This is a genomic window from Hylemonella gracilis (assembly GCF_004328645.1).
Lineage (GTDB): Bacteria > Pseudomonadota > Gammaproteobacteria > Burkholderiales > Burkholderiaceae_C > Hylemonella > Hylemonella gracilis_B.
This window is the reverse complement of record NZ_CP031395.1, coordinates 225,245-252,238: the sequence shown is the minus strand read 5'-3', so window position 1 is coordinate 252,238 and position 26,994 is coordinate 225,245. Positions and strand designations below refer to the sequence as shown.

Genomic DNA, 26,994 nt, shown 5'->3' with positions numbered 1-26,994 from the left:
GTGTTGTGGGGCCTGGCTCAGCCGCGCATTCACTGTCGGGGCGCGACACGCGCTTCCAGCGGCGCAGGCTGGTAGTTCACCAGGATCTTGCAGCCAACGCCAAATACCGCCTCGGCGCGCTTGCAGCCTTCGGCCACCGTCGCGGGCGTGGGCTTCTCGCCGCGATCGATCCATCGGTTCAGGGCGTCGAACAGGGCCACATAGGTCGGGTCACTCAGGTAGCTGTGGGTGTTGTGGTCGCTGTACACCTGCACCAGGCGCGCGCCGTTGCCGGCACCTTGCATGGTCTGGCGGAAAGCGCTCTCCAGCTCCACGAAGGCGGTGGGGTCGTTGATGCCGTGCACCGTCAACACAGGGATGGCAATGCGGCCCGTCAGGTCCGCGTCCTCGGCGAAGCGGGCCACGGCGGCCGGGTCCGCCGCGTAGCGCAGCACGGCGGCGTTGAGCGTGGCGTCGTCGGCCGAGCCTTGATAGCGCACCTGGTCGTTGCGGAACGGGTTGCGGCCCTGGGTGCGGTTCTGCACGATGTCCTGGAAGTGCCAGGTCGCCCAGGCCAGGTGCCCCGCCACCGACGACTCGGGAATCTTCAGCACGTCCACGATGGTCTTGAGCTTGCGCGCCTGTTCCGGCGTGCGCTGCGCGGCAGGTTTGCGCGTGGCCAGGCAGTCTTCCACGCGGGCGTTCAGCTCGGCAGGCGTGAGCGTGCTGCCCACCGGCAGGCCCATCCACAGCGGGTACTGCGGCTCGTCCCCGCGCGGGTGGTTGTTGCACAGGTGCTGGTAGAGCACGCGCAAGTCCAGCCGGAAGTCGTAGGAACGTGTGCCGCCGGCCACCACGCCGCTGCTCAGCAGCACCGCGTCATAGGGCGAGCGCATGCCAGGGCCGGCGTACATCTCGGCCGTCTTGGCCGCCACATTGGCGCCCCAGGATTGTCCGTGCAGCAGCGTGCGCGTGGGCTGGCCCACGTACTGCACGAAGATGCGGCGCACGCGCTCGGTGTCCTCGGCCGCGCTGCGCACGGCCACGCCGCCCTGGCGGAAGACCGAACCGGCCCAGGCGTAACCCGCGCGCACGGTGATGGCCCAGCGGTCGATGTCTTCGTCGGCGCGGCTGGCCTTGGGCTCGCCCAGCACCGGGCCGCCATGGGCGTGCACCACCAGCATGCGGTTCCACTGCGCCGGCAGCACGATCAGGTAGGGCGCCCCGGCGGAGTCCTGGCCGCGCAAGCAGCGCGCGCCTTCCGGCGTGCCCTTGGGGCAGGCGGCGGATTGCGGCGCGGCTTCGGACGAGTTGGATGCGGTGTTGGGGTTTTGTGCACAGCCGGCTAGCCAGGCGGTCAGCGCAAAAAGCAGCGCGAAGCGCCGCCAGATCGCGAGAGTCATTTTTGTCTCCGTTATGTTTATTGGAGACGCGATGCTAGGAAGGCCGCAACTGAAAAGCAAATATACTGAAACGCGCATCTCAATACGTTTTGCATATGGAGTTTCGGCACCTGCGCTACTTCGTCACGGTGGCTGAAACCGGGCACATGACCCGCGCCGCCGAACGGCTGGGCATCCAGCAACCACCGCTGAGCCAGCAGATCCGCGCCCTGGAAGATCGCCTGGGGGTGCGCCTGCTGCGTCGCCATCCCAAGGGCGTGGACCTGACCGACGAGGGGCGGCTCTTCCTGGATGAAGCGCGCCGCCTGCTGGCCGACGCCGAAGCCTTGACGCAGCGCATGGCCCGGATTGCACGTGGTGAGCTGGGGCGCCTGTCCGTCGGTTTCACCAGTTCGGCTGCCACCCATGCCTTCACGCCGCGCGCGCTGCGCGAGTGCCGACGGCGCTTTCCCGATCTCGCGCTGGACCTGAGCGAGGCCAACGCCGCCGAGCTGACCGAAGCGCTCGCGGCGGGCCGCCTGCATGCCGCTTTCGTGCGCGTGCCTGTCGCGCATCCGCCTGGCGTGGACATGCACACGCTGCTGCGTGAGCCGGTGGTCGTGGCCTTGCCACTGGACCATCCTCTGGCGGCTGGAGACGAACCGCTCGCCTTGCGCGCGCTCGACGGTCAGTTGCTGATTCTGGTGCGCCGTCCGGGCGCGCCCGGGCTCTACGCCAACCTGTTGGCCCTGTGCGCACGCGAGGGCGTACAGCCGCGTGTGGTGGCCGAGGTCGAGCGCATGCTGTCCAACCTCAACCTCGTGGCGGCGGGCGCGGGCCTGTCGGTGGTGCCCGAATCCATGCGCGGCACCCATGTGCATGCCATCCGCTATCGCGCGCTCGCCGCCGGGCCGGAACTGGAAGCGCCGCTGACCTTGATGGTGCGCGCGGGCGAGGCTCAGGGCGCGCTGGCCACCTTTGTGGCGCTGGTGCGCGAACTGGCCGCCGCGCCGGAGCCGGCCTGATGCACCGTCGCGCCATGCTCCGCGCCAGTATCTGCGCGCTCATTCCCGGGGTGGGTGCCGCGCTGACTTGGCCCGCACTCTCGCAGGCCGCGGCTCTCTGGCCGGACCGGCCTGTGCGCATTCTGGTCGCCTATCCGCCCGGCGGCGTCAGCAATGACATGGCCCGCGTGCTGGGCCAGGCGCTCGCGCCGCGCCTGGGCGTGCCCGTGGTGGTCGAGAACCGGCCCGGCGCCGGTGGCAGCCTGGCCATGGAAGCGCTGTCGCGCGCGCCGGCTGATGGCTACACGCTCTGCTTCTCGGCCATCACGCCCTTGACGCTTCTGCCGCATCTGCAGACCCTGCCCTATGACCCGCAACGTGACATCGCGCCCGTGCTCAGCGTGATGCTCACGCCAGTGCTGGTGGTGGCTACGCACGCCTTCACCGGTCGTGACCTGGCCGATGTGGTGACGCAGGCGCGCGAGCGGCCGGGTGCCTTGCGCTGGGCCAGCTCGGGCCACGGCACCACCGGCCATTTCGTGTTGGAACAGGTGCGCCGTGCACAGGCGCTGGACATCACCCACGTGCCTTACCAGGGCGGCGGCATGCAACTCAATGACGCGCTGGCCGGTCATTTCGAGCTGCTGTCCACCAACGTCGGGCCGCAGCAGTTGCAGTACGTGCGTGAAGGCCGCCTGCGCCCGCTGGCCGTGGGCGCGCCCAGGCGTTTGCCGGTGTTGCCGGACGTCCCCACACTGGCCGAGCTGGGTTTCGCGTCGGCCAACCGTGCGTCGGTGTTCGGCCTCTTCGCGCCCGGTGGCACGCCGGTCGAGTGGCTGGACCGGCTCAACGCGGCTGGCAACGCTGTCCTGGCCGAACCTGCGGTGCGTGAACGCATGCTGGCGGTGAGCAACCTGCCCACGGGCGGCACGCGCGAGGACTTCGCGCGTGAAATCGCGATGGAGCGTCAGGCCGCTGCGGAAGCCTTGCGACCGTGATCGTGATGCTCGATCTACCCGACCTGGATCTTCAGGGGTTCAGGTGGAGCAGGGGCGGCACCAGCCGAGGGTCGCGCAACTTCTCCACCCACCATTTCAGCGCCGGACCGGCGCGGTGCGAGTGCCAGCCCACGAAGAGCTGATTCGGTTCGCGCGGGTCCTGCGTTTCCAGCGCCACCAGCGTGCCCTGCGCCAGGTGATGGCGCACTTTCTCCAGCGGTAGCCAGCCCACGCCCAGGCCCGCCACCTGGGCGGCAATCTTGCCGCGCATGCTGGGCATGGCCAACCGCTCCTGGTGGGCCTGCACGCCGTAATTGCGCGCGATGCCCAGGCGCGAGGTATCGGCCACGACCACTGCGCGGTGGGCGCTGATCGCCTCGATCGACAGGGGCTGGGTTGCGCGCGCCAGCGGGTGACGCGGTGACACGGCAAACACCCATTCCAGCTGCGTCAGTTCAAACCACTGCAGGTGCGCCATCGCAGGTGGTTCGTTGGTGGCCGCCACCACCAGATCGGCGCGTTGGTCCAGCAGCGCTTCCCAGGTGCCGCCCAGCACCTCGTGGCCGAAGCGCAGGCGCACGCCGCTGTTCAGGGCATCAAAGTCAGCTACGAGCGGCAGCAGCGCGTCGATGTTCGCCAGTTCGTCGGTGGAGATGCGCAACTCGGACTCCCAGCCGCTGGCCACCTGCTTCACGCGCTCGGTGAGGCGCTGTGCCTGCGCGTGCAACTGCGCGCCTTGCTCCACCAGCAGTAGGCCAGCCGGGGTTAGTGCGATGCGGTAGCCGGCACGGTCGAACAGCAGCGCGTCCAGCCGCTCTTCGAGCTGACGCGCGGCATACGAGACGGTGGACGCGGCCTTGCCCAGGCGGTCGGCCGCGCGCGACAGGCTCCCGGTGGCGCGCACCGCCTCCAGCAGTTGCAGATCGTCCAGGCTCAACATATTCGATAGTTTCGCATGAGTTCATCGGGATTATGGCGCCTGTAAACCCGCCAATCGCCAGAAACTTCATCCATCAGCTCTGCAGTGGGGCTGAAAACCCCGTCAAACATCGACGAAACAACCGAAGGAAATATCATGAACCGCTTTGAAGGCAAGAACATCCTCGTCACCGGTGGCAGCAGCGGCATCGGCGCCGCCGCCGCCATCGCCTTTGCCCGTGAGGGCGCCCGCGTGGCCATCACCGGCCGCGACGCCGCCGGTCTAGCCCGCGTCAAGGCCGAACTGGGCCCGAAGGCGCTGGCCCTGGTCAGCGAAGCCGGCGACGTGTCGGCCCAGGCTGCTCTGGTGGCCGAGTTGCAAGCCCAGATGGGCGTGATCGACGGCGTCTTCATCAACGCCGGCGTGGCCAAGTTCGGCCCCCTGGCGCAGATCGACGAAGCGCTGTGGGACAGCAGCTTTGACACCAATGTCAAAGGCCCGTACTTCCTGATCCAGCGCCTGGCCGCGCTGATGAGCCGCGGCGGCGCCATCGTGCTCAACGGCTCCATCAACGCCCACATCGGCATGCCCAACTCCAGCGTCTATGCCGCCAGCAAGGCCGCCCTGATTTCGTTGGCCAAGACCTTGTCGGCCGAGTTGCTGCCCCAAGGCGTGCGCGTCAACGTGGTCAGCCCCGGCCCGGTGAGCACGCCGCTCTACGGCAAGCTGGGCCTGGCGCCCGATCAGCTGCAAGCCATGGCCGCCGGCATCCAGACGCAGGTTCCGCTGGGTCGCTTCGGCACCCCGGAAGAAATCGCGGCCACCGTGCTGCACCTGACGTCCAAGGAGTCGGGGTTCATCGTGGGCACGGAGATCGTTGCGGATGGGGGGATGAGCCAGATGTGATCTGGAAGTGCGGCGATTCCATTGCCTTGGCGTGGAACCGTTGCACTACGGGTTTGGAGCACTCTTTGCCGAGAGCCGTATTGCATCAGGGCGCGAGTCGGCTTTCGGCCAGAAGCGGACATTAGCCCGAGGGCCGCAAAGCAGACACGCTGTGACGAGAAAGGCTGATATAAATCAGCCCGATAGAACAATTCACGGGAGGGTGCTTGACGATCTATGGCCTTGTCATGCAGACAAGTTTGACGTCTTTTTCAAGTTAGGTTTCGAAATAACTATGGATAAGACTGACCATCATGTAGTCAGTCATTTCAATGCGCAGCAATATGAACAATTCACGACTTACAGCAGTGACGACGTTGACCGCGGCTTTCTTGCTTGTCGGATGCAGTGTCTCAAGTCCGAGTTATCGCGATCAGCTCGGCGACAACGTCCGGCTCGAACCCGCGCTCGACAGCACATACGACTATCGACTTACTCTTAAGGGTGTTATCGATTTCCGATACAACTCGTATGAGCGGAAGGATAGAGTGGCCATGGCAGAAGCGATACTGACGCCCCAATGCAAGCGAGTCATTGTCTTGGAGGAGACTTCGATAGACGGTGGAACTAACTTCGTCGGAAGGCAGCTCATTACGTACTTCATGAAGCTCAAGTGCGAGCGCTAACAACTTCGTTCCCGGGCTTGATAAGCCTCTTGGCAAAGCATAGAAATTGATCTGAATTGCCTCAGGACCTGTAGAGATAGCTAACTCCACACCTCGTTGCCGCCGAGCGGTGGCTTTCGCAACCACCAGCTTTCCGCAATGGGTCGAAAGCGACTAGCAAGTTTAGGGTGATTCAGCAGCGCTGACGACTCACAATGGTTCTCGGTGAGCCTTCCTAGCGTTTATGCAAGCCAGATCGCCCAGTCGCATACTATCGGCTATATTTGAATCCGATCGCCGTTCTCTTGCAGCTGGAATGAATTCGCGTCAGACTTAGAAATTGGATCAGCACTATCTAAGAACCGTATCAGAAAAGGGAGTTTGTATGAAGAAACATCACGTTGTGCTTACCGTTCTGGCTATTGCATTATCGGCTTGCGCGTCGATACCGCCTGCCGTGTTTGTTGACATGTCATTGTCCACGGCGGGACCGGAAAAGCATGTTGTCACAGTGGAGCGTGGAAGCACTATGGGCGCAGACCATGCACCGCTTCATGTGTACGTAGACGAAAAACTTGTCGCGAAGCTCTATGGCAATCAAGCTATCAACTTATACCTACCAAGTGGTCGTTACCGTATCGGCGTTGCCATGAATGGTGTCGGAATTTTTGGGCATGGCGAGCATGGTCCCGATAGAGCCATAACTGTCGATGTATCAGCGTCGAGTAATCCAATACTTATGGCTTCGCCAATAGGTGGGGTTATGCCAATATGGAAAATTGAGAAATCAAACTAACCCTTCTGGTCTGTGGTCGTCAATGAATCAGCCATCAGCAAACTGATTCGGATAGCATTTTTAGATCCCATTCCTGACCGGCTGCTTTTGCTGCCTTCGGATGTCCGCAATGGGTCGTCAGCAGAAGTTGATAAGGCAACAAAAAACCGCCCGAAGGCGGTTTTTTGTTGAGTGCGGGAAACGTTCAAACCAACAACGCATTCACCCGCTTCACATACGCCGCCGGATCTTCCGGCAGCCCGCCTTCGGCCAGCAGGGCCTGGTCGAACAGGATCTGGGCGAGGTCGTGGAAGTGCACGCTGCCGTCGAGTTTCTTCACGAGCGCGTGCTCGGGGTTCACTTCGAGGATGGGCTTGCTGTCAGGCGCCTTCTGGCCAGCTTGCTTGAGCAAGCGGGCGAGCTGGTTGCTCACCTCGCCGTCCTTAACGACCAGGCAGGCCGGTGAATCGACGAGGCGGGTGGTGACGCGCACGTCCTCGGCCTTGTCCTTGAGCGCTTCCTTGAGCTTGGCGAGCACGGGCTTGAAGGTTTCGGCGGCTTCCTCGGCGGCTTTCTTCTCGGCTTCGTCCTGCAGCTTGCCCAGGTCCACCGCGCCCTTGGCCACGCTCTGCAGCGGGGTGCCATCGAACTCGTTGAGGTGGCTCAGCGCCCACTCGTCCACGCGCTCGGTCATCAACAGCACTTCGATGCCCTTCTTCTTGAAGACTTCGAGCTGGGGGCTGTTCTTGGCGGCGGCCAGGGTGTCGGCGGTGATGTAGTAGATGGCCTCCTGGCCTTCCTTCATGCGGGCCTTGTAGTCGGCCAGGCTCACGGTGGCGGTGTCGCTCGTGGTGCTGGCGTAGCGCAGCAGTTTGGCCAGGCGCTCGCGGTTGGCAAAGTCCTCGCCCAGGCCTTCCTTGAGCACGGTGCCGAATTCCGCGTAGAACTTGCTGTACTTGCCGGCGTCGGACTTGTCTTCCTCGCTGGCGTCGGCCGCCGGAACGTCGTGCTTGGCCAGGTTCTCCAGCAGGGTGAGCACGCGCTTGGTGTTGCCGTCGCGGATGGCGCGCACGTCGCGGCTTTCCTGCAGCAGTTCGCGGCTCACGTTGAGCGGCAGGTCGGCACTGTCCACCACGCCCTTGACGAAGCGCAGGTAGCTGGGCAGCAGGGCCTCGGCTTCGTCCATGATGAAAACGCGCTTCACGTAGAGCTTCAGGCCGCCCTTCTTGTCGCGGTTCCACAGGTCGTAGGGCGCCTTGGCCGGCACGTAGAGCAGCTGGGTGTATTCGGTGCTGCCTTCCACGCGGTTGTGGCTCCAGGCCAGCGGGGCTTCGTAGTCGTGGCTGATGCCTTGGTAGAAGCTTTCGTACTCTTCCTTCGTGATGTCTTTCTTGGCTCGGGTCCAGAGGGCGCTGGCCTTGTTGACGGTTTCCCACTCGTCGGTGGTGACCATCTCACCGGGCTTGCCTTCTTCCTCGCTGTCCTTCCACTCTTCCTTGCGCATCTGGATGGGCAGGGCGATGTGGTCGGAGTATTTGCCGATGATGGTCTTGATCTGCCAGGCGTTGAGGTACTCCTCCGCGTCCTCACGCAGGTGCAGGATCACGCTGGTGCCGCGTTCGGCGCGGGTGATGGCCTCCACCTCGAAGTCCCCGGTGCCGCCGCTGGTCCAGCGCACGCCTTCCTCGGGCTTGAGGCCGGCGCGGCGCGATTCCACGGTGATCTTGTCGGCGACGATGAAGCCGGAATAGAAACCCACGCCGAACTGGCCGATCAGCTGGCCCTGGGCCGAAGCGTCGGCCTGCTGGTCAGCGCCGAGCTTGCTCATGAAATCCTTGGTGCCGCTCTTGGCGATGGTGCCCAGGTGGTCGATGGCCTCCTGCGCGCTCATGCCGATGCCGTTGTCGCTGATGGTGAGCGTGCGGGCCTTCTTGTCGATGGCGATGCGCACGCGCAGTTCGGGTGCGTCTTCATACAGCGCACTGTTGTTCAGTGCTTCGTAGCGCAGCTTGTCGCAGGCGTCGGAGGCGTTGGAGACCAGCTCGCGGACGAAGATTTCCTTGTTGGAATACAGCGAGTGGGTGACGAGGTGCAGCAGCTGGGCCACTTCGGCCTGGAAGGAATGTTTCTGGCTCATGATGGTCTAGAGGTCCCTTGGAGAATGCGAATGCGGGAAATGCCTGGCCCCGGTATGCGCCAGGTTCGAGGCGCGGCGAACCTGGGGCCGGCAAAACCTCGAATTATGGGCGGAGCCGCCCGCTTTCAAGCCACCACGGCGCGTGGCTTGGGCTGCTGGGGTGGGGTCGGCGGCTGGACCGTGGCGTGCGCCATGCAGGCACCCACCCAGTCACGCACCAAGGCGGGGGTGGCCGGCGCGGGCCCGAACAACAGGCGGTAGACGATGGGGGCGACCACGCCGTCCATCACGGCTTCGACCTGGGGCACGGCCTGGCCCCGGGCGAGGCCGCGCTCGACGATGGCCGCGATCTGCGCGGCGGTGATGCCCGCGCAGGCGCAGCCCGGCACGGCCTCGCTGCCCATGCGGGCGGAGAGCACGTCCTGCACCATGGCCATGCCTACCGAGGACATTTCCTCGAAATACTGTTCGGCCCAGGCGTGCAAATCGCCTTCGACGGTGCCGGTGTCGACGGGCGGGGTGTCGGGCCGCAACTGTTCCAGGGCCACGTCGGCCAGCAGCTCGTTCAGGTCACCCCAGCGGCGATAAACGGTCGAGGGCGTGACGCCCGCCCGCGCGGCGATCAGGGGCACGGTGAGCGCGGCGCGGCCGCGCTGGTCCAGCAACTCGCGCGTGGCTTGGTGCACGGCGGCTTGCACGCGGGCGCTGCGGCCGCCCGGACGGGGCAGGGATCGGACATTCATGCGGTCATGCTAACGCAAAGAACTTGCGTTAGTGTCCAAACAGGATCACAATCCCGCAAACGCAAAAAATTTGCTTTAACAGCCCCTAAGGGATTTTCCATGCCGTCCACACCGCAAACCCCCGCCGCACTGGCTGCCGCAGGCGCGTCCGTCATGCATTCCGGGCGGGCTCAGCTCAGCCCCGCGCAGTCGCTCTGGCTGGTGGCCTTTCTGATCGCCAGCTTCCTGGCCGCGTCCAGTGCGCCGTCGCCCCTGTACGCGCTGTACCGCGAAGCCTGGGGCTTCTCGGCCCTGATGCTCACCGTGGCCTTCGCGAGTTATGCCTTCGCGCTGCTGTTTTCCTTGCTGGTGTTCGGCGGGCTGTCCGACCACCGGGGTCGGCGTGAAGTGATCCTGCTGGCGCTGGGCATCGAGTTCGTCTCCACCCTGATGTTCTGGCAGGCGGATTCCCTGGCCTGGCTGATCGGCGCGCGGGCCATGCAAGGCCTGGCCACCGGCATCGCGACCAGCGTCTTGAGCGCCAGCCTGCTGGATCTGGACCGCGTGCGCGGCCCGCTGATCAACAGCGTGGCGCCGATGTTCGGCATGGCGCTCGGGGCGTTGGGCACCAGCGCGCTGGTGCAATTCGCGCCAGCACCGACGCGCTTGGTGTTCGACGTGCTGCTGGTGCTGTTCGCCGTGCAAGGCGTGCTGGCCTTCTTCCTGCCCGAGACGGTGGCGCGCCGACCTGGGGCCTGGGCCTCCATGCGTCCCAAACTGGCCGTGCCCCCGGCGGCTCGCGCGACGATGTGGAAGGTGTTGCCGGTCAACACCGCACAATGGGCGCTGGGCGGTTTCTACCTCTCTCTGGGGCCGACGCTGGCGCGTTATGTCACCGGCATCCATGCCCCGATGATCGGCGGCGGTTTGATCGCCACGCTGGTGCTCAGTGGCGCGATCGGCATTCTGTTCGTGCGCCATCGCCCACCCATGGCTGTGCTGGCCGGGGGCGCGGTCGTGCTGGCCGCTGGCCTGGTGCTGACGCTGGTGGGCATGCACCTGCACTCGACCTCCCTGTTCTTCGCCGGCACCCTGATCGCCGGCCTGGGCTTCGGGGCGGGTTTCAACGGTTCGGTGCGCGGCCTGGTGCCCCTGGCCTTGCCGCAGGAGCGCGCGGCGCTGATGTCCAGCTTCTTCGTGCTGAGCTACCTGGCGTTCAGCCTGCCGGCCATCGCCGCGGGCTTGTCCGTGGGCCTGTTCGGGCTGGAGTCCACCAGCATCGGCTATGGCATCGCCCTGGTCGCGACGGTGCTGGTGGCCTTGCTGCTCATGGGGCTGGCGCGCCGCCAGACCCTGGCTGCCTGACCTGCTTGCGGGCTCTGCGGGCTCGCGTCAGCGACGGGCTCAGGTCTCGAGGTGTGCGCGGGTCTGGGCCGCCTGGGCCTGTAGCCAGTCCATGAAGGCCTGCACTTCGGACCGCATTTCCTTGGCCTGGCCCGGTCCACGCACCAGCCAGTAGCCTTGGGGCGCGGCCAGGCGCTTGGCGGGGCCGAAGGGCTCCACCAGTTCGCCATGCGCCAGCGACTCGGTGACCAGGGCCATGCGCGCCAGCGCGATGCCTTCACCGGCCGTGGCCGCCTCGATCTGCGGTTTGACGTGATTCAGCCGAACCCAGTGGCGCGGCACCGTCGTGGGCGCGTGTTCCCCCAGCCAGCGCCGCCAGCTCAGCAGCTCTGCGCCAGGCGGGGGCGGGTCTTCTTCGAGTTCGATCAAGGTCTGTCGCGCCAGGTCCTTGGTCTGCCGTGCTGGCAGCGAGGGACTGGCCACGGGCGTCAGCACTTCGGCGAAGAGCAAGGTGGCGTTCGCCGGGGCGTCGTCGGGCAGCTCGTAGCGCAGGGCCAAGTCCGGCTCGAGGGGGGGTTGTCCGCTGGGGGCGTCGCTTGCCAGGACGCGGACGTCGATGTCTGGGTGCTGACTCTGGAAATCGGCCATGCGCGGCAGCAGCCAGTAGGACGCGAAGGCGGCGGAGGTGCTCAGGGTCACATGCCGCCGCCCCAGGCAGGCGCGGGTCTGGGCGGCCTGGGCGAGCAGCCAGTCGATGAAGGCCTGCACCTCGGGGCGAGGCTCCTTGCCGTGGCCCGGCCAGCGCACCAGCCAGTAGGCGTAAGGCGAGGTGAGGCGCTTGGTCGGACCGAAAGGCTCGACCAGTTCGCCGCGTGCCAGGGCCTCGGTGATCATGGCCATGCGCGCCAGCGTCACGCCCTGGCCGGCCATGGCCGCCTGGATCTGTTGGCTGGTGTAGTTCAGGTAGATCCAGCCACGCGGCTCGGTGCCAGGTGGCGCGTACTCGCGCAGCCAGCGTCGCCAGCTCAGGTATTCGGCGCTGGGCTGGTGGTCATCCTGTTCGATCAGCGTGTGTCGGGCCAGGTCCTTGGCTTGGCGCAGGGGCGTCGAGGGGTGGTCGTCCTGTTCGATCAGGGTGTGTGCCACCAAGTCCTTGGCTTGCCGTAAAGGCAGCGAAGGGTTGATCACGGGCGAGAGCACTTCGCCGAACAGCAGGGTGGAATTGGGCGGCGCGTCGTTCGGGTGGCAGTAGCGCAGGCCCAGGTCCAGCTCGGGGTCGTCCTGCCCGACCAGGACGTCATTGGCCGAGATGCGGATGTCGATGTCCGGGTGCTGATTCTGGAAGTCGGCCAGGCGCGGCAGCAGCCAGAGCGAGGCGAAGGAGGCGAAGGTGGTCAGGCTCACATGCCGCCGGCCCTGCGAGGTGCGGATGTGCCGCACGCTGGCGTCCAGGCGGTCGAGCATGGGGGCGATGGCGCGCAGCAGCGTGGCGCCCGCGCCGGTCAGTTCGACATGGCGGGTGCCGCGCAGGAACAGCGGCGCGCCGAGTTCTTCTTCCAGGCTGCGGATCTGGCGGCTGATGGCCGGCTGGGTCAGGTGCAGTTCCTCGGCCGCCGCGCGGAAGCTGGCGCGCCGCGCCACCGCTTCGAAAGCGCGCAAGGGGCCGACGGAGAGCGGGCGCTGGCGGATGGGATTCATGCAGGAATGTTATCAGTGGCGTACGCATTCCTCATTGGACGGGCAGGCCTTTGGTGCGGAGAATTTCCCTCAACACGACGTTTTTAGAGGGGTCCACATGAACATCTTGTCGATGACTAATTTGCATCAAACCGCGCAACCGTGGCAATGGGCGCTGCCGCCCCGGACGGCCACCCGCATCACGGCCGGGCAGCAGGCCCGCTGGCTGCGCGTGGTGGAGGGCCGGGTCTGGCTCACCCAGAGCGGCGCGGGCGAACACAACGCGCAAGACCGGGGTGGCGACCTTTGGTTGGCCGCCGGTCAGCGCCACTGCCTGCCCGCGGGCGCCGAGTGGGTGGCCGAGGGCTGGCCGCAGGCACGCATCGAGGTGCTGGAGGCGCCGCTGCCGACGGTCTGACCAGGCAAGGTGCGAGGGCGGGCGCTCCCATGCCGCGCCCGCGGCAAACGGGTATTTCAGGTTCCTGTTGGGGAATGGGAAGCGTGGTACCGGCGTCGGTTCACTTGGAAAGAACCGACGCCGGGCGCTGCGCCAGGGCTAAAACCGCTCGTGAGGCGCCAGGTAGCGCCACTGCCCCTGCGGCAGCTGGCCCAACACCACGCGGCCGATGCGCACCCGCTTGAGGCCCACGACCTTCAGGCCCACCAGCTCGCACATGCGCCGGATCTGTCGTTTCTTGCCCTCTGTCAGCACAAAGCGCAGTTGCTCAGGGTTCTCCCAGTCCACCTTGGCGGGCTTGAGGGCCTGGCCATCCAGGCTCAGGCCGTGGCGCAGTTTGGCCAGCATGGCCGGCGGAAAGACGGCCTGCACATTGGTGGAGACAGGGTCGTTTGCGTGGATGGGCTGCAGCTCGGTCGGAGCATTCGCGGCCGCAGGCGTGCCGAGGTAGACCACGCGCACCAGGTATTCCTTCTCCATCGACGAGTCTTCGCCGATGAGCTGGCGCGCCACGCGGCCGTCCTGCGTCAGCACCAGCAGACCGGTGGAGTCGATGTCCAGCCGGCCCGCCGGTGCGAGGCCGCGGAGCTGGCCACCGTTGAAGCGCTGGGGCGCGCGGTCCTCGCGCCAGCGGTTCTGCGCCTGCACCAGCACCACGGCCGGATCGTGGCCATCCTCAGCCTGACCACTGACATAGCCGATGGGTTTGTGTAGCAGGATGGTCACTTGCGTGGCCTGCTGGTTCTGGGCTTGTTGATCGACCTCGATGCGGTCCGTGGGGCTGACCTGCTGACCCATCTCTGCAACGTGGCCATTGACCTTGACCCAGCCATTTTCGACCCAGGCATCGGCCTCGCGGCGCGAGCACAGACCCAGTTCGGCCATGCGTTTGTTCAATCGGATGGTGGCGCCCATGCCGGGCGCGGCGGAGCTCAGGGATCGTTGCGGCGATGCGCCCTCGGGACGCGGCGCGCGGCGCATGGCGGGCTTTTCAGGAGAAGACATGGGGGAATTGTCGCCCTAAGTGATTTCCGCAGTAACGTTGATTGATCAGCAGGCCTTAGACTTCGACACTTTTTTTCCCATTCCCCCTTCAGGAGATCGATATGAAACGCTTGTTTGCGCACGTTCTGGGCGCGGCTTCCGCGGCGGCCCTGCTTGCCCCCCTGGCCGTCTCGGCCCAGTCTTTCCCCGGCGACAAGCCCATCACCATCGTGGTGCCCTTCGCGGCGGGTGGTCCGACGGACCGCGTGGCGCGTGACTTGGCCGAGGCCCTGCGCAAACCCCTGGGCGGCGCCACCATCGTGATCGACAACGCCGCGGGTGCTGGCAGCTCCATCGGTACGGCCAAGGTGGCCAATGCCAAACCTGATGGCTATACCCTGCTGCTGAACCACATCGGCATGTCCACCATGCCCGCGCTGTACCGCAAGTTGCCGTTCAACGTCGAGAACGACTTCACGTATCTGGGCCTGGTCAATGACGTGCCCATGACGCTGATTGCCCGCCCCAGCATGGAGGCGAAGAACTTCAAGGAGCTGCAGGGCTGGATCAAGGCCAATTCCGGGAAGATCAACCTGGGCAACGCAGGCTTGGGCGCGGCCTCACACTTGTGCGGCCTGCTGTTGCAGGATGCGTTCAAGATCCAGATGACGACGGTGCCCTACAAGGGCACGGCCCCGGCCATCACTGACCTGATCGGCGGCCAGATCGACCTGCTGTGCGACCAGACCACCAACACCACGCCGCAGATCGAAGGCGGCAAGGTCAAGGCCTACGCCGTGACCACGGCCAAGCGCCTGAGCACGCCCGCGCTGAAGGATCTGCCCACGCTGCAGGAATCAGGCTTCAAGGGCTTTGAAGTCACGATCTGGCACGGTCTGTATGCCCCCAAAGGCACGCCCGATGCCGTGGTTCAGCGCATCAACACCGCCCTCAAGGCCGCTCTGAAGGACCCCGAGTTCATCACCAAGCAGGAGGGCCTGGGCGCCGTGGTCGTGACCGACAAGCGCATGGAGCCGGCCGAGCACAAGAAGTTCGTCTCTGCCGAGATCGCCAAGTGGGGCCCCATCATCAAGGCGGCCGGCGTGTACGCCGACTGATCGGTCGATCATCCCGAAGCTGCCGGTCCTGACCGGTCGAAATCAGCCGCTGGACGCAAGTCCGGCGGCTTTTTTCTTGGGCGTGCACATCGCCCGCCCGGCGGCTGCGCGCGCGCCGATAATGCGGCCTGTTTTTCACGCGGGGGTGCAAGGTTCCGATATGGCAAGCGTTATGGCAGTGGATGTGGTCGTGATGGCCGCGGGCAAGGGCACCCGCATGAAGAGCCGTCTGCCCAAGGTGCTGCACCGCCTGGGTGGCCGGGCGCTGCTGCAGCATGTGCTGGACACGGCGGCGGTGCTACAGGCGCGGCGCGTGGTGGTGGTGACAGGCCATGGCGCCGAGCAGGTGGAAGCCGGCGTGATGTCACGCAATCAGGCCGCCTTGGAGTTCGTGCGGCAGGAGCCTCAGCTTGGCACCGGCCACGCGGTGCAGCAGGCCGCGCCGCTGTTGCCGGACGATGGCGTGGTGGTGGTGCTCTCGGGCGACGTGCCCCTGATCCAGTCCGACACCTTGCACGCCCTCATCAATGCCAGTGGCGGTGACAAGCTGGCCCTGCTGACCATCGCCTTCGACGACCCGACCGGGTACGGCCGCATCGTGCGCGATCCATCCGGCACGGTGCGCGCCATCGTGGAGCAGAAGGATGCGAGCGAGCAACAGCGCCAGATCCGCGAGGTCTACAGCGGCATCCTGGCCGCGCCTGCGAAACAGCTCAAGACCTGGCTGACCCGGCTGGACAATCGCAATGCCCAGGGCGAGTACTACCTGACGGACGTGGTGAAACTGGCCGTGGCCGACGGTGTGCCCGTGGTGGCGCTGCCCACCGATGACGCCGCGCAGGTGGCGGGCGTCAACAGTCCCTTGCAACTGGCCGAGCTGGAACGTGCCTACCAATTGCGCATCGCGCGCGGTTTGCTGGAGCAGGGGGTGCGCCTGGCCGACCCGGCGCGGCTGGACGTGCGTGGTGAGTTGCGCTGCGCGCAGGATGTGGAAATTGACGTGGGCTGTGTCTTCACCGGCCAGGTGGAGTTGGGCGAGGGCGTGCGCATCGGGCCCCATTGCGTCATCGGCAACGCGCGCATCGCGGCCGGCGCGGTCATCCACCCCTACACGCACATCGAAGGCGGTGCTTCCGAGGGTGAGCGGGTGGAGGTTGGTGCGGGCGCATTGATTGGGCCTTACGCCCGCCTGCGACCCGGCGCCAAGCTGGGCGAGGAAGTCCACATTGGCAACTTCGTCGAAGTCAAGAACAGCACGCTGGCGGCCGGCGCCAAGGCCAACCACCTGGCCTACCTCGGCGACGCGCAGGTGGGCGCGCGCGTGAACTATGGTGCGGGCAGCATCACGGCCAACTACGACGGTGCCAACAAGCACCGCACGGTGATCGAGGACGATGTGCACATCGGCAGCAACTGCGTGCTGATCGCGCCCGTCACCATCGGCGCGGGCGGCACCGTGGGGGGGGGCTCCACCATCAGCAAGAACACGGCACCCGGTGCCCTGACCGTCGGGCGCGCGCGTCAGGCCTCGGTGCCGGGTTGGACCCGGCCGAGCAAGAACGCCGCGAAGAAACCGTGACCGACGGATATCCAGCGTGAAGACGGACCGGGAAATCGAGCGTCTGCGCGCCGAGTTGGCGGCGGTGCGGGCGTCCCTGGCTGATTTCACCCATGTGGTGGCGCATGACCTGCGCGCGCCGCTGCGGCACATCATTTCCTACGCGGGGCTGCTGCGCGAGGAGGTGGGCGACGAACTGAACGGCGAGGCGACCCGTTTTCTGGCGACCATCAGCGAAGCCGCGCAGCAGATGGGGCGGCAGATCGACGGCCTGCGCGAATGGGCGCTGCTGGACCGGGCCGATCTGCAACCCGTTGCGCTGGATGCGAACGCGCTGCTGGCGGAGTTGCAGGCGGAGGCGATGGCGCAGGAGCAGCGGGCCTGGGAAGTGGCCGCAGCCGCGCAACCGACCGGTGCCGCACTGTCACCGCTGCGCGCCGTGCAATGGCGGGTGGACCCGGCCTTGCCGCCCTTGCGAGGGGACGCCGGGTTGCTGCGCCTGCTGTTTGCGCAGCTTCTGTCCAACGCGCTCAAGTTCACCCGGCAGCGCAAGACAGCCCTGATCGTGGTGGAAGGCGAAGCCGGTGGTGCAGGGTCCGCCGGCGAGGAATGGGCCACCATCCATGTGCGCGACAACGGCGCGGGCTTTGATCCGGCGCTGGGCGGCAAATTGTTCAATGTGTTCCAGCGCCTGCACGGCAATCAGCAGTTTGAGGGGCTGGGAATGGGCTTGGCGCTGGCGCGCAAGGTCGCGCAGCGCCATGGCGGCTCGATCCGCATCGACGCCATGCCGGACGCGGGCTGCCACGTCAGCGTGACCTTGCCCATGCCGGCGCGGCAGGGGGAGTTGCTGTAGCAGCGGTCAGGGCTTGGATGGCAAGGGAATCTGCGCGCCAAATTTCCCGCGCTTGGTGCTGAAGTAGGTCTTCACATTGCGCACATTGGCGTCGCTGGTGAAGAGGCGCTGCGTCAACGCCAGGTAGTCCGGCATGTCGCGCGTCTGGACGATGAGCACGAAGTCCGGCCCGGGCGAGACGCGATAGCACTGCTGCACGGCGCGGTCCTGCACGACGCGTTGCTCAAAGGCCGTCTGGGCCTCCTCGCCCTGGCGTTCCAGCGTGATTTCCACGATGGCCTGCAGGCCGTGGCCGAGCAGGGGGGCGAGCCTGTCGGCACTCAGGATGGCGATCTGCTTTTCGATCAGGCCCTCCTCCACCAGGCGTTTGACGCGACGCAGGCAGGTGGGGGGCGAAATATGGGCGTGCTCGGCCAGGGACTGGTTGCTCAGGCTGTTGTCCTGTTGCAAGGCATCGAGCAGGAGCAGATCGATGGCATCGAGCTTGATTGTTTCTGAAAAATCCATTTTTCTTTCATTTATGAAATAAAAATTGTCTTACTGATTTTGATGGAATTTTCGTTCATTGATCGATGAATATCAACGAGATATTTCTCTCTGGGCTATCTACCATCACGCCATTCCAACTCAGCAGCGAGCATTTCCATGTGTGGCATCGTCGGCGCCGTTTCCCAACGCAACATCGTTCCCGTGCTGGTGCAGGGCCTGCAGCGGCTTGAGTACCGGGGTTATGACTCCTGCGGCGTGGCCGTGCACACGTCCGGTGGGCCGCAACGCGCGCGCAGCACGGCGCGGGTGGCGGAGTTGATGGAGCAGGTGCAGCGTGACGCGGTGCAGGGCTACACCGGCATCGCCCACACGCGCTGGGCCACGCATGGCGCGCCCGCCGTGCACAACGCGCACCCGCATTTCAGCCATGGCCCGGGCGCGGAAGCCGCCGCCCGCGCGGCACGCGTGGCCCTGGTGCACAACGGCATCATCGAGAACTACGAGGAGTTGCGTGCCGCCCTGCAAAAGCGCGGGTATGTGTTCGCCAGCCAGACGGACACAGAGGTCATCACGCACCTGATTGACTCGCTCTACGAAGGGGATCTGTTTGAAGCCGTCAAGGCTGCGACCCGGCAGATGCACGGTGCCTACGCGATCGCGGTCTTCCACAAGGACGAGCCGCACCGCGTGGTGGGCGCGCGCGCGGGGTCGCCGCTCATCCTCGGCGTGGGCAAGGACGCGGACGCCGGCGCCAACTATCTGGCCAGCGACGCCATGGCCCTGGCCGGCGTGACCGACCAGATCGTCTACCTGGAAGAGGGCGACGTGGTGGACATCCAGCTCGGCAAGTACTGGATCGTCGGCAAAGACCACAAACCGGCGCAACGCGCCGTGCGCACGGTGTTGGCCCACAGCGGCGCGGCCGAACTGGGTCCCTACCGCCACTACATGCAGAAGGAAATCTTCGAGCAGCCGCGCGCCATCGCCGACACCCTGGAGGGTGTGGAGGGCATCGTGCCCGAGCTGTTCGGGGACGGTGCCTACACGGTGTTCAAGGAAATCGACAAGGTGCTCATCCTCGCCTGCGGCACCAGCTACTACAGCGGCTGCACGGCCAAATACTGGCTGGAAAGCATCGCCAAGATCCCGACCCAGGTGGAAGTGGCCAGCGAGTACCGCTACCGTGACTCCGTGCCCGATCCGCGCACCCTCGTGGTGACGATCAGCCAGAGCGGCGAGACCGCGGACACCCTGTCTGCGCTGCGCCACGCGCAAGGCCTGGGCATGACCCAGACTCTGACCATCTGCAACGTCGCGACCAGCGCCATGGTGCGTGAGTGCAAGCTGTCCTACGTCACCCGCGCGGGCGTGGAGATCGGCGTGGCCAGCACCAAGGCATTCACGACGCAACTGGCCGCGCTCTTTCTGCTGACCCTGGTGCTGGCGCAGATGCGTGGCAATTTGAGCGAGGTGGAGGAAGCCCAGCACCTCAAGGCCATGCGCCACCTGCCCGTGGCCTTGCAGGCCGTGCTGGCGCTGGAGCCCCAGCTGATGAGCTGGGCGGAAGACTTTGCGCGCATGCAGAACGCGCTCTTTCTCGGCCGGGGTCTGCATTACCCCATCGCGCTGGAAGGCGCGCTCAAGCTCAAGGAAATCAGCTACATCCACGCCGAGGCCTACCCGGCCGGCGAGCTCAAGCACGGCCCTCTGGCCCTGGTGACCTCGGACATGCCGGTGGTCACCGTCGCGCCCCACGACGCACTGCTGGAGAAGCTCAAGAGCAATATGCAGGAAGTGCGCGCGCGCGGCGGCGTGCTCTACGTGCTGGCCGACACCGACACCCGCATCGAAAGCGGGGAGGGCCTGCACGTCATCCGTATGCCCGAGCACTATGGTGCGCTCTCGCCGCTGCTGCATGTGGTGCCCTTGCAATTGCTGGCGTACCACACGGCCCTGGCGCGTGGGACGGATGTTGATAAGCCGCGTAATCTCGCCAAAAGCGTGACGGTCGAATGACCGGCGCGTTTTTGTGGCGCGCAGCGCCAGCCTGAAGGGGGCGGGCGCGATATTGGACGATTGTTGGCCATGGCGGGCAGGAAAGCGTCCGCGATCTGGTTGCCTGCAAGCGCGAGTTCGATGCGACGATGGCAACGACGAAGATCGATGCCAGCGTCATCGAAGCCGCACTGCCCGGCTGCTATCACGGCATTTCATACAGGGTGGCGGGATTGGTGGCCAGGATCTTCGCGCGCGTGATGTCATCTCGCACGCAACTGAAGAACCATTCCAGCATCGCTTCCGCGCGCGGCGTCGGCGTCACGTTCGGATGCGGCCAGTTGCTGGCCCATAGGCATCGTTCTGGAAACTCCGTGGCCAGTCGCTCGGGAATCCACCGCACATCGTCATAGTCCGGTGGTCCGCTCCTGGAGCTTTCGTAGGGCGCGGAGAGTTTCACCCAACTGCTGCCACGGTCCAGCAGGTGGCGCAGGGCCTGGAAACCGGCGCTGTCCTGGTTGACGGGGCCCAGGAACTTGCCCAGATGGTCGATCACCAGTTTGCAGGGCAGGGTGGTCAGCATGGCCTCGTGCGTGGCCAGTTCATGGCCATCCAGCTGCAGGTTGATGTTCCAGCCCAGCGGCGCGATGCGCCGGGCCATAGGCTCCAGGTCGGACCAGGGCAGCACGCCGCCGGGCAGCATCATGAAACGCACGCCGCGGATGCCCGCCTCGTGCAGGCGCAGCAGCTCGGCGTGATCAACGTCATGGCGGATCACGGCGATGCCACGGGCGCCTGGGCCCAACTGCTTCATCGCTTCCAGCGTGCAGCTGTTGTCAAAGCCGTAGCCGGTGGGCTGCACGACGACCACACGCGCCAGGCCCAGCGAACGCTGCACCTGGCGGTAGTCCGCCGCGGGGGCATGCGGCGGTTTGAAGGTGGCGGTGGGCGCCAGTGGGTACCGGTCCTCGAAGACGTGGATATGACAGTCGCAGGCACCTTCGTGGGAAATCATGACTGGCGTGCCTTCCACTGTCGCAGGCGCGTGGCGTGCGGAGCGTTGACGGCGCCGATGGGGATGCGGCCCTGGATGAGCTCTTTCAACTGCGCCACGGTTTCCAGTGCCTGGTGTTCGATGGCCGGTTGCGTCAGGCCACCGATGTGCGGGGCCGCCAGCACCAGGGGGTGTCGGGCCAGTTCGGGCGTGGGCATCTGGTCGGGCGCGCGGCCAACGTCCAGTGCGCACCCGGCCAGGTGGCCGCTGTCCAGGGCTTGCAGCAGAGCGTTGTCGTCCACCAGTTCGCCGCGCGCGGCATTGAGGAAGAAGGCGCCGGGTTTCATCGCGGCAAAGGCCTGGGCATCCATCAGGTTCTCCGTCTGCGGCGTGGCCGGCGCCAGGCAGACCACGAAATCCGACGACGCCAGCAGCTCCGGCCGCGTGACTTGCTTCAGCCGCGGCTGCCCCGCCACGGGCTGGGGCGTATCGACCAGCACGTGCATGCCAAAGGCCAGCGCCAGACCGCCCAAGTACTGGCCAATCTGCCCGTAGCCGATGATGCCTAGCGTGGCGTCGCGCAGCTCGCGGCCCATGAAGGGCTGCACGGGCCGGCCAGCACGGTAGTCCATGGCATAAGCGGTGATGCCGCGGCCCAGATCGATCATCGCGGCGACGATCCATTCCGCCACGGCCGGCACATAACCGGCGCTGGCCTGTGTGATCAGGACGCCATGCCGGCTGGCGGCGGGCACGTCCACGGTGCGGATGTCCACCGCGCAGCGGATGAAGGCGGCCAGCCCGGGCAGGCATTGGAAGAGCGATTCAGGGCCAGGCGTCTGCCGGTAGGCGATGAGTGCGTCGCAGCCTTGCAGGGCGGCCACGAGTTCGTCGGCGCCCAGGTCGCGCGCCTCAGAGTTGAACCGCACGTTGGCGATGGCCTGCAGTGCCTGGGTGGCCCGGGGGCCGAAGTACTGAGCCAGCTTATTGGTGGGGTGTGAGACGAAAACGGTGATCATGTCGAGGTGGTTCGCGTCTTGGCCTGGGCCGCGCGATTTGTGCCGCTGGGCGGCGGCGCAACGGACTGGCGCTTCAGCAGCTGACTGGCCGCAAAGCACTGGTCGATTTTGTCGCCGCCGTCAGGCGGCTGCATCACGCGCTCCACCATGGCCCGGGCCATCTCCCGCACCGGCAACTGCACGGTGGTGAGGCCGGGGTTGGACAAGGCCGAGAGGAAGAGACCATCGATGCCGACCACCGACACGTCCTGCGGCACGTTCAGGCCCGCTTCGCGCAATCCGGCCATCAGGCCCAGCGCCATCAGGTCGTTCAGTGCCACGATGCCCGTGGGCCGGTTGGCGAACGCGGCGATCCTGAGGGCGGTGGCGCGGCCGACTTCGGCGATCACCCCGTCCCCGTATTCATCCAGCGCGCCGCCGTCCAGCACCTCGGCGTTGTCGCGCAGACCGGCGGCTTCGGCGGCGGCATGGAAGCCATCGATCTTGGCGCTGCGGCTCATTGTCATGCCGGCCACGGTGACGAAGGCCAGCCGCCGGTGGCCTTGTTCGATCAGGTGCGCGGTGGCCAGGCGGGCGGCTTCGTAGTTGTCGGGCATCACGTGGCTGACGCGCGAAGGCTTGCCCGGCGTGGCGCCGCGGTCGTAGCTCACGATGGTTAAGCCGCGCTCCACCGCCTGCTCCAGGTGGCGTTCGTCGCTCAGCGAGGAGATCACGATCACCTTGCGCACGCCCTGCGCGAGCAGATCGTCGAAGAAGGCGCTTTCCTTGTCGCGATCGCGATAGGTGCTGCCAAGCATCAACCGGTAGCCGTAAAGCTCCTGCGCAAAGTGCTCGATCTCGCGCGCGATGTAGCCGTACATCGGGTTGGTCATTGAGGGCACCAGCAGGCCGATCAACGGCGTCTGGCCGGTCTTGAGTTGCTGGGCCAGCTTGCTGGGCCGGAAGTTCAGCGCGGCAATGGCCGCTTCGACACGTGCCAGGGTTTCGGGGCGCATGCGGTCGGACCGCCCGTTGAGCACGTTCGATACGGTGCTGACGGAAACGGAGGCGTGACTGGCGACGTCCTGGATCGTGGGCATAGGCTTTTGATAATACGGCTAGAGTCCCAGTTTGCCGGGCAGCCACAGCGAGAACGAAGGCACCAGCACCAGCACGATGAGTGCCACGGCCAGCACGGCGAGGTACTTCATCATGGGTCGTGCCACGTCACTCACCTTGGTGCCGGTGATGGCGCAGGTCGCGAACAGTCCCAGGCCGATGGGCGGCGCGAACAGGCCCAGGCCCATGGCAATCACCATCACGGTACCGAAGTGCAGCGGGTTCACCCCCAACTGAGCCGCGATGGGCGTGAGCAAGGGGCCGAAGATGATGAGCGCGGGTGCGCCCTCCAGCACCGCGCCGAAGATCACCATCATCAGCACCGAGAGCAGGATGAACATGGTGCTGCCGTACTCGTGGGCAAAGGCGATCATCGAGGCCGACACCATTTGCGGAATCTGCTCAATGGTGAGGACGAACGACAGGCTGGACGCCGAGGCCACGATGAAGAGGATGCCCCCGGCCATTGAAGCCGACCTTACGAACAGCTTCGCGATGGATTGCATCGTCAGCTCGCGGAAGGCCAGACCACCCACCACCAGCGCATAGACCACGGCGAACGCCGAGACCTCTGTAGAGGTGGCGATGCCAGACGTAACGCCCTTGCCGATCATGCCCACCATGATGATGGCGATCAATGCGCCGCCCAGCAGCTTCAGCATCGGTGTGCGGTGTTCGAAGGCCTCGTCGGGGTTGATCTTCTGGCCCACGATCACGGCCAGCACGCCCAGGGTCACGGCCATGAAGGCTGCCGGCACCAGTCCGGCCATGAACAGGCCGGCGATCGAGATGTTGGCCACGAAGCCCATGATGATCATGTTGATGCAGGGCGGGATGGTCTCGGCCATCACGGCGGTGGCGGCCAGCAGCCCGGTCGCTTCGTTCGGGTCCTGCTTGGTGCGGCGCACGGCGGGCATCACGATGCCGCCGACCGCCGCGATGTCCGCCAGCTTGGAGCCCGACACGCCCGAGAAGAAGGCTGTTGCCGTGATGGTGATCAATCCCATGCCACCCTTGACGCGTCCGAGGATGCGCAGCAGCAACTCGATCAGTCGCGACGACATGCCGTTGCTTTCCATCAGCAGCCCGGCCAGCACGAAGAAGGGGATGGCCAGCAGCACGAAGTGGTCACCGCCGGCCATCACCTGCTGCGAATACACCAGCATGGGCAGCGACGGGTCGGATAGAAAGTAAACCAGTGAGGCGAAGGCCAGCACGAAGCCGATGGGCACGCCCGCCAGCAGCCCGCCCAGGAAAGCGAAGAGGAGCAGAAGACCGTGCGGGATGGCAAGCGCCGGCGTCAGCGTATTCCAGGTGGTGACGGTGAGTGCCAGCACCGCGCAGCCGATCAGCGTTCCGTAAACGACCTTCGCGGGTCCGTTGAGGGCGTTGGCCACGGCGAAAAGTGCCATGAACAGACTGCCTATCATCACCGGGTACACGTACAGCCACTGCGGCAGGCCCAGCGGTGTGGTCTGGCCGTAGGAGTCGATCAGCAGCAGCACGGAAGAAAGGAACAGGCTGGCCGACACGCCGGCAATCACCCAGTGGCCAGACTGCACCAGCGCGGGCTGCCAGCTTTCTGGCAAGCCCTTGCGGAACAGGTCGACGCCCACGTGCTGACTGCGCGCCAGCACCGTGGCCGCGCCGAAGAACACCAGCACGATCATCAGGGCCCGGGCCACTTCCTCGGCCCAGTCCACCGGATCGTGCAGGAAGTAGCGATACACCACGGAGAGGAACACCATCACCACATTCGTGGCCAGTACCGCGCCGGACAGGTATTCGATCCAGCGCGTGAGCCCGGCCAGCCAGCGTCCTGGCGAGGTGTCGTTGCGAAAGCCCCATGCGGGCAGGGCGAGGTCGGTCGACATGCGTTTTGTTCTTTCAGAGGCTGCAGGGGTGCTCGGGTTCGGTCATGTCCGGGTCAGCCCCGCGCGGCGTTCACCGCCGCGAACAGCGGCACCGTGCTGGCGTACTGCTTGCCGAAGTCCGTCCAGAGCTTGGCTTCCATTTCCTTGCGCACCGCAGTGCGCTCGGCCGACGCCATGGGAAAGAAAGTCATGCCCTTTTTCTTGAGCTCATCGATGGCGGAGCTAGCCTTGTCGAAAGCGATGGCTCGTTGCTGCGCGGTGGAGTCGGCCACGGCTTTCATGAACGCCGGGCGCAGCTCGGCCGGGATCTTTTCCATACAGCGGCGGCTGGCAACCACGGTCATGGGGCCGAAGAGGTGCTCGGTCTGCCAGCAAGACTTGGTCACCTCGTTGAGCTTGCTGGCCAGTACCGTGCCGGCGTCATGCTCGAACCCGTCCACCACACCGGTCTGCGCCGCGATGTACAGCTCGCCGAAGGGGATGGGCGTGGGAATGGCGCCCATGACCTTGAATGTTTCGATAAAGGCCGGCGTGGGCAGCACCCGCAGTTTCAGGCCCTTGATCTCGGCGAGCGATTTCACCTGGGTCTTGGTGTACACGTTGCGTGGGCCGAAGTGTGAGGCCCAGGTCAGGACCGTGCAGCCGACGCGCTTTTGCAGTATGTCGTTCAGGTCGGCGCCGACACCGCCATCCAGCACCTTGGCGGCATGGGCATAGCTGTCGAACAGGTAGCCCAGATCCAGCATGCCGATTTCGGGCAGCACCGTGGCCCAGATGGAGGAGCCGCTGACCATCATGTCGATGGCGCCGACCTTAACCTGCTGCACCACGTCGCTTTCCTTTCCCAATTGACTGTTGGGGAAGTAGTCCAGGCGCACCTTGTCACCCACGGCCGCCTTGAGGTTGGCCGCCAGGCGCTGGTACCAGACATAGTGGGCCGCGTTGTCATCGGCCGTCATGGACGATGAGAAGCGCAGCGCCACGGTCGCCTGGGCCCGTGAAATCGAGGGAATGCCGGTTGCGGCGGCGATGGAAGCGGCACTAGCCACCTGTACGAGTTGGCGTCGAGAAAGGGATGTCATGGTTTGTCTCCTACGTTAGTAAATCGTTATAGTGAATCGATTTAGTGTATCGATACATAAAAAGAAAAACCTACGGAATTTCCCGCAGGCATGTACTGTCACCATGACGGGGCGAGCAGGGGTGTCTACATTTCAGGCGTTCGGTGCATTCCTGACTCGGGCGTCAGGCAAGAACGAAACATCCTGTTGGCGCTGAAAATGTCACATCTGTGGTGAGTGCGGCGTGCAATTGGTTTGTTTTTTGCTTGCATCGAATGGATCGAGCTTCATGTATTTGGAAAAACTTCCAAAAAAAGAAGAAAAGTTACAAACATAGCCCTTAAGCTTTGGTCTTTGCTGCCGTAAACCGAATTACGCCAATGGAAAAATAATTGCTCTCGGGTGGCGGGTCGGGGGTGGGGGAATATTCATGGAACTGCCTAGCATTGATCGAACGGTACTTGAGCGACCGCCCTTGTGGCCTGCGGGCGTCGAGGTCATGGTCGCACCGCAAGCCAGGGTGGCCCCCGTCGCACCCGTCAACCCGCCAGCGCCCGACGCGGCGGCGCCCAGCCCGGGCGTGATCAACGCCATCAACCCGGCGCTGCAGGCACAAGCCAGCGCAGGCGCCCAGTCTGATCCCTCACAAGGCAGCGGCGCTGACAATTCCTCGCGTGACTGGACCTTGCGCAAGGAAGAGGCCTTCAAAGTGCCTGAAAAGGAAGAGTTGCCCAAGGAGCCGCTGTCCGAGGTTCTCTCGCGCCACATTGCGTCAGTCTGGAGTGCGAGTGCACGCGTGGTTGAGATCTTCATGCAGAACCATCCCGCTCAGAGTCTTGCGGCGCAACAGCAGGCGCAAACGCCGGTGCAGGCGACCAACCGCCAGGTCGACCCGCTGAATGCGCCCGGTGACATCGCCAAGGAAGTGCTGACTTACTCCCCCACCCAGATCAAGGAGCCCGGAAAGGCCGAGTGAGTCCGATGCGGGTGCATGCATGACCTAA

23 protein-coding genes are annotated in these 26,994 nt (G+C 65.3%); 11 read left to right on the top strand and 12 right to left on the bottom strand.

Features of this window, described 5'->3' with window-relative positions; all coding sequences use genetic code 11:
• Positions 1-29: 29 nt before the first annotated feature.
• A complete protein-coding gene (locus DW355_RS01200; protein WP_131277281.1) occupies positions 30-1,382 on the bottom strand; it encodes a hypothetical protein in 1,353 nt (450 codons plus the stop codon).
• 95 nt (positions 1,383-1,477) lie between these two features.
• On the opposite strand from DW355_RS01200, the gene DW355_RS01195 reads away from it, so the two are divergent.
• Both DW355_RS01195 and DW355_RS01190 read left to right on the top strand, forming a co-directional pair.
• Complete coding sequence (locus tag DW355_RS01195; RefSeq protein WP_131277278.1) at positions 1,478-2,386, top strand: LysR family transcriptional regulator; 909 nt, start codon at positions 1,478-1,480, stop codon at positions 2,384-2,386.
• 14 nt (positions 2,387-2,400) lie between these two features.
• Entirely contained in the window at positions 2,401-3,363 is a 963-nt protein-coding gene (locus DW355_RS01190; RefSeq protein ID WP_131277275.1) for a Bug family tripartite tricarboxylate transporter substrate binding protein, read from the top strand.
• 31 nt (positions 3,364-3,394) lie between these two features.
• Here DW355_RS01190 and DW355_RS01185 read toward each other — a convergent pair whose 3' ends face one another.
• Positions 3,395-4,303 carry a LysR family transcriptional regulator gene (locus tag DW355_RS01185; protein ID WP_131277272.1) on the bottom strand — a complete coding sequence of 303 codons (909 nt, stop codon included), beginning with the start codon at positions 4,301-4,303 and terminating at the stop codon, positions 3,395-3,397.
• 135 nt (positions 4,304-4,438) lie between these two features.
• Here DW355_RS01185 and DW355_RS01180 point away from each other — a divergent pair, with 135 nt between their 5' ends.
• Positions 4,439-5,188 (top strand): SDR family oxidoreductase, encoded by a 750-nt coding sequence (locus tag DW355_RS01180; protein ID WP_131277268.1) that lies wholly within the window; start codon positions 4,439-4,441, stop codon positions 5,186-5,188.
• A gap of 1,029 nt (positions 5,189-6,217) precedes the next feature.
• Positions 6,218-6,628, top strand: coding sequence for a hypothetical protein (locus DW355_RS01175; protein ID WP_131277265.1), 411 nt, complete (start codon positions 6,218-6,220; stop codon positions 6,626-6,628).
• 184 nt (positions 6,629-6,812) lie between these two features.
• Here DW355_RS01175 and htpG read toward each other — a convergent pair whose 3' ends face one another.
• Positions 6,813-8,744, bottom strand: coding sequence for a molecular chaperone HtpG (htpG, locus tag DW355_RS01170; protein WP_131277261.1), 1,932 nt, complete (start codon positions 8,742-8,744; stop codon positions 6,813-6,815).
• 125 nt (positions 8,745-8,869) lie between these two features.
• Positions 8,870-9,487: a TetR/AcrR family transcriptional regulator gene (locus DW355_RS01165; RefSeq protein ID WP_131277258.1), complete on the bottom strand. Its 618-nt coding sequence runs from the start codon at positions 9,485-9,487 to the stop codon at positions 8,870-8,872.
• 99 nt (positions 9,488-9,586) lie between these two features.
• Between DW355_RS01165 and DW355_RS01160 the strand changes: the two genes are divergently transcribed.
• Positions 9,587-10,831 (top strand): MFS transporter, encoded by a 1,245-nt coding sequence (locus tag DW355_RS01160; protein WP_131277255.1) that lies wholly within the window; start codon positions 9,587-9,589, stop codon positions 10,829-10,831.
• 39 nt (positions 10,832-10,870) lie between these two features.
• Here the strand turns inward: DW355_RS01160 and DW355_RS18455 are convergent, their stop codons facing one another.
• Positions 10,871-12,508 (bottom strand): LysR substrate-binding domain-containing protein, encoded by a 1,638-nt coding sequence (locus DW355_RS18455; protein WP_165493103.1) that lies wholly within the window; start codon positions 12,506-12,508, stop codon positions 10,871-10,873.
• A 97-nt stretch (positions 12,509-12,605) separates the two neighbouring features.
• Between DW355_RS18455 and DW355_RS01150 the strand changes: the two genes are divergently transcribed.
• Positions 12,606-12,905: a DUF2917 domain-containing protein gene (locus DW355_RS01150; RefSeq protein ID WP_131277252.1), complete on the top strand. Its 300-nt coding sequence runs from the start codon at positions 12,606-12,608 to the stop codon at positions 12,903-12,905.
• Positions 12,906-13,043: 138 nt separating this feature from the next.
• On the opposite strand, the gene DW355_RS01145 is transcribed toward DW355_RS01150, so the two are convergent.
• Positions 13,044-13,949, bottom strand: a complete 906-nt coding sequence (locus tag DW355_RS01145; RefSeq protein ID WP_207388057.1) for a pseudouridine synthase — start codon at positions 13,947-13,949, stop codon at positions 13,044-13,046.
• Positions 13,950-14,050: 101 nt separating this feature from the next.
• On the opposite strand from DW355_RS01145, the gene DW355_RS01140 reads away from it, so the two are divergent.
• From DW355_RS01140 to DW355_RS01130, 3 genes are all read left to right on the top strand, one after another.
• Positions 14,051-15,046: a tripartite tricarboxylate transporter substrate-binding protein gene (locus DW355_RS01140; RefSeq protein ID WP_131277249.1), complete on the top strand. Its 996-nt coding sequence runs from the start codon at positions 14,051-14,053 to the stop codon at positions 15,044-15,046.
• Positions 15,047-15,206: 160 nt separating this feature from the next.
• The gene (gene glmU / locus DW355_RS01135) at positions 15,207-16,625 is read left to right on the top strand and encodes a bifunctional UDP-N-acetylglucosamine diphosphorylase/glucosamine-1-phosphate N-acetyltransferase GlmU (protein WP_242671269.1); all 1,419 of its coding nucleotides are present in this window, start codon (positions 15,207-15,209) and stop codon (positions 16,623-16,625) included.
• Positions 16,626-16,641: 16 nt separating this feature from the next.
• Entirely contained in the window at positions 16,642-17,460 is an 819-nt protein-coding gene (locus DW355_RS01130; protein WP_242671268.1) for a sensor histidine kinase, read from the top strand.
• A 6-nt stretch (positions 17,461-17,466) separates the two neighbouring features.
• On the opposite strand, the gene DW355_RS01125 is transcribed toward DW355_RS01130, so the two are convergent.
• On the bottom strand, positions 17,467-17,967 hold the full coding sequence (locus DW355_RS01125; RefSeq protein ID WP_131277246.1) for an Lrp/AsnC family transcriptional regulator: 501 nt from the start codon (positions 17,965-17,967) through the stop codon (positions 17,467-17,469).
• A gap of 138 nt (positions 17,968-18,105) precedes the next feature.
• Between DW355_RS01125 and glmS the strand changes: the two genes are divergently transcribed.
• Complete coding sequence (gene glmS, locus DW355_RS01120; protein ID WP_131277243.1) at positions 18,106-19,965, top strand: glutamine--fructose-6-phosphate transaminase (isomerizing); 1,860 nt, start codon at positions 18,106-18,108, stop codon at positions 19,963-19,965.
• 184 nt (positions 19,966-20,149) lie between these two features.
• On the opposite strand, the gene DW355_RS01115 is transcribed toward glmS, so the two are convergent.
• From DW355_RS01115 to DW355_RS01095, 5 genes are read right to left on the bottom strand one after another with little or no spacing between them, the layout of a single operon-like run.
• Positions 20,150-20,959: an amidohydrolase family protein gene (locus DW355_RS01115; RefSeq protein WP_131277240.1), complete on the bottom strand. Its 810-nt coding sequence runs from the start codon at positions 20,957-20,959 to the stop codon at positions 20,150-20,152.
• Entirely contained in the window at positions 20,956-21,957 is a 1,002-nt protein-coding gene (locus DW355_RS01110) for an NAD(P)-dependent oxidoreductase (protein ID WP_131277237.1), read from the bottom strand. Before DW355_RS01110 ends, DW355_RS01115 begins: the two co-directional genes overlap by 4 nt.
• On the bottom strand, positions 21,954-23,036 hold the full coding sequence (locus tag DW355_RS01105; protein ID WP_131277234.1) for a LacI family DNA-binding transcriptional regulator: 1,083 nt from the start codon (positions 23,034-23,036) through the stop codon (positions 21,954-21,956). Before DW355_RS01105 ends, DW355_RS01110 begins: the two co-directional genes overlap by 4 nt.
• Before the next feature lie 18 nt (positions 23,037-23,054).
• Positions 23,055-24,929, bottom strand: coding sequence for a TRAP transporter large permease subunit (locus DW355_RS01100; protein ID WP_131277231.1), 1,875 nt, complete (start codon positions 24,927-24,929; stop codon positions 23,055-23,057).
• Between the two features lie 53 nt (positions 24,930-24,982).
• The gene (locus DW355_RS01095; protein WP_131277228.1) at positions 24,983-26,011 is read right to left on the bottom strand and encodes a TRAP transporter substrate-binding protein; all 1,029 of its coding nucleotides are present in this window, start codon (positions 26,009-26,011) and stop codon (positions 24,983-24,985) included.
• Between the two features lie 409 nt (positions 26,012-26,420).
• Here DW355_RS01095 and DW355_RS01090 point away from each other — a divergent pair, with 409 nt between their 5' ends.
• Positions 26,421-26,966, top strand: coding sequence for a hypothetical protein (locus DW355_RS01090; protein ID WP_131277225.1), 546 nt, complete (start codon positions 26,421-26,423; stop codon positions 26,964-26,966).
• The last annotated feature ends 28 nt before the right edge of the window (positions 26,967-26,994 follow it).

Bases quoted from the DNA above. Each gene is read 5' to 3' on its own strand.
- DW355_RS01200 (WP_131277281.1), bottom strand. From the start codon at position 1,382: ATGACTCTCGCGATCTGGCGGCGCTTCGCGCTGCTTTTTGCGCTGACC.
- DW355_RS01195 (WP_131277278.1), top strand. From the start codon at position 1,478: ATGGAGTTTCGGCACCTGCGCTACTTCGTCACGGTGGCTGAAACCGGG.
- DW355_RS01190 (WP_131277275.1), top strand. From the start codon at position 2,401: ATGCTCCGCGCCAGTATCTGCGCGCTCATTCCCGGGGTGGGTGCCGCG.
- DW355_RS01185 (WP_131277272.1), bottom strand. From the start codon at position 4,303: ATGTTGAGCCTGGACGATCTGCAACTGCTGGAGGCGGTGCGCGCCACC.
- DW355_RS01180 (WP_131277268.1), top strand. From the start codon at position 4,439: ATGAACCGCTTTGAAGGCAAGAACATCCTCGTCACCGGTGGCAGCAGC.
- DW355_RS01175 (WP_131277265.1), top strand. From the start codon at position 6,218: ATGAAGAAACATCACGTTGTGCTTACCGTTCTGGCTATTGCATTATCG.
- htpG (WP_131277261.1), bottom strand. From the start codon at position 8,744: ATGAGCCAGAAACATTCCTTCCAGGCCGAAGTGGCCCAGCTGCTGCAC.
- DW355_RS01165 (WP_131277258.1), bottom strand. From the start codon at position 9,487: ATGAATGTCCGATCCCTGCCCCGTCCGGGCGGCCGCAGCGCCCGCGTG.
- DW355_RS01160 (WP_131277255.1), top strand. From the start codon at position 9,587: ATGCCGTCCACACCGCAAACCCCCGCCGCACTGGCTGCCGCAGGCGCG.
- DW355_RS18455 (WP_165493103.1), bottom strand. From the start codon at position 12,508: ATGAATCCCATCCGCCAGCGCCCGCTCTCCGTCGGCCCCTTGCGCGCT.
- DW355_RS01150 (WP_131277252.1), top strand. From the start codon at position 12,606: ATGAACATCTTGTCGATGACTAATTTGCATCAAACCGCGCAACCGTGG.
- DW355_RS01145 (WP_207388057.1), bottom strand. From the start codon at position 13,949: ATGTCTTCTCCTGAAAAGCCCGCCATGCGCCGCGCGCCGCGTCCCGAG.
- DW355_RS01140 (WP_131277249.1), top strand. From the start codon at position 14,051: ATGAAACGCTTGTTTGCGCACGTTCTGGGCGCGGCTTCCGCGGCGGCC.
- glmU (WP_242671269.1), top strand. From the start codon at position 15,207: ATGGCAAGCGTTATGGCAGTGGATGTGGTCGTGATGGCCGCGGGCAAG.
- DW355_RS01125 (WP_131277246.1), bottom strand. From the start codon at position 17,967: ATGGATTTTTCAGAAACAATCAAGCTCGATGCCATCGATCTGCTCCTG.
- glmS (WP_131277243.1), top strand. From the start codon at position 18,106: ATGTGTGGCATCGTCGGCGCCGTTTCCCAACGCAACATCGTTCCCGTG.
- DW355_RS01115 (WP_131277240.1), bottom strand. From the start codon at position 20,959: ATGATTTCCCACGAAGGTGCCTGCGACTGTCATATCCACGTCTTCGAG.
- DW355_RS01110 (WP_131277237.1), bottom strand. From the start codon at position 21,957: ATGATCACCGTTTTCGTCTCACACCCCACCAATAAGCTGGCTCAGTAC.
- DW355_RS01105 (WP_131277234.1), bottom strand. From the start codon at position 23,036: ATGCCCACGATCCAGGACGTCGCCAGTCACGCCTCCGTTTCCGTCAGC.
- DW355_RS01100 (WP_131277231.1), bottom strand. From the start codon at position 24,929: ATGTCGACCGACCTCGCCCTGCCCGCATGGGGCTTTCGCAACGACACC.
- DW355_RS01095 (WP_131277228.1), bottom strand. From the start codon at position 26,011: ATGACATCCCTTTCTCGACGCCAACTCGTACAGGTGGCTAGTGCCGCT.
- DW355_RS01090 (WP_131277225.1), top strand. From the start codon at position 26,421: ATGGAACTGCCTAGCATTGATCGAACGGTACTTGAGCGACCGCCCTTG.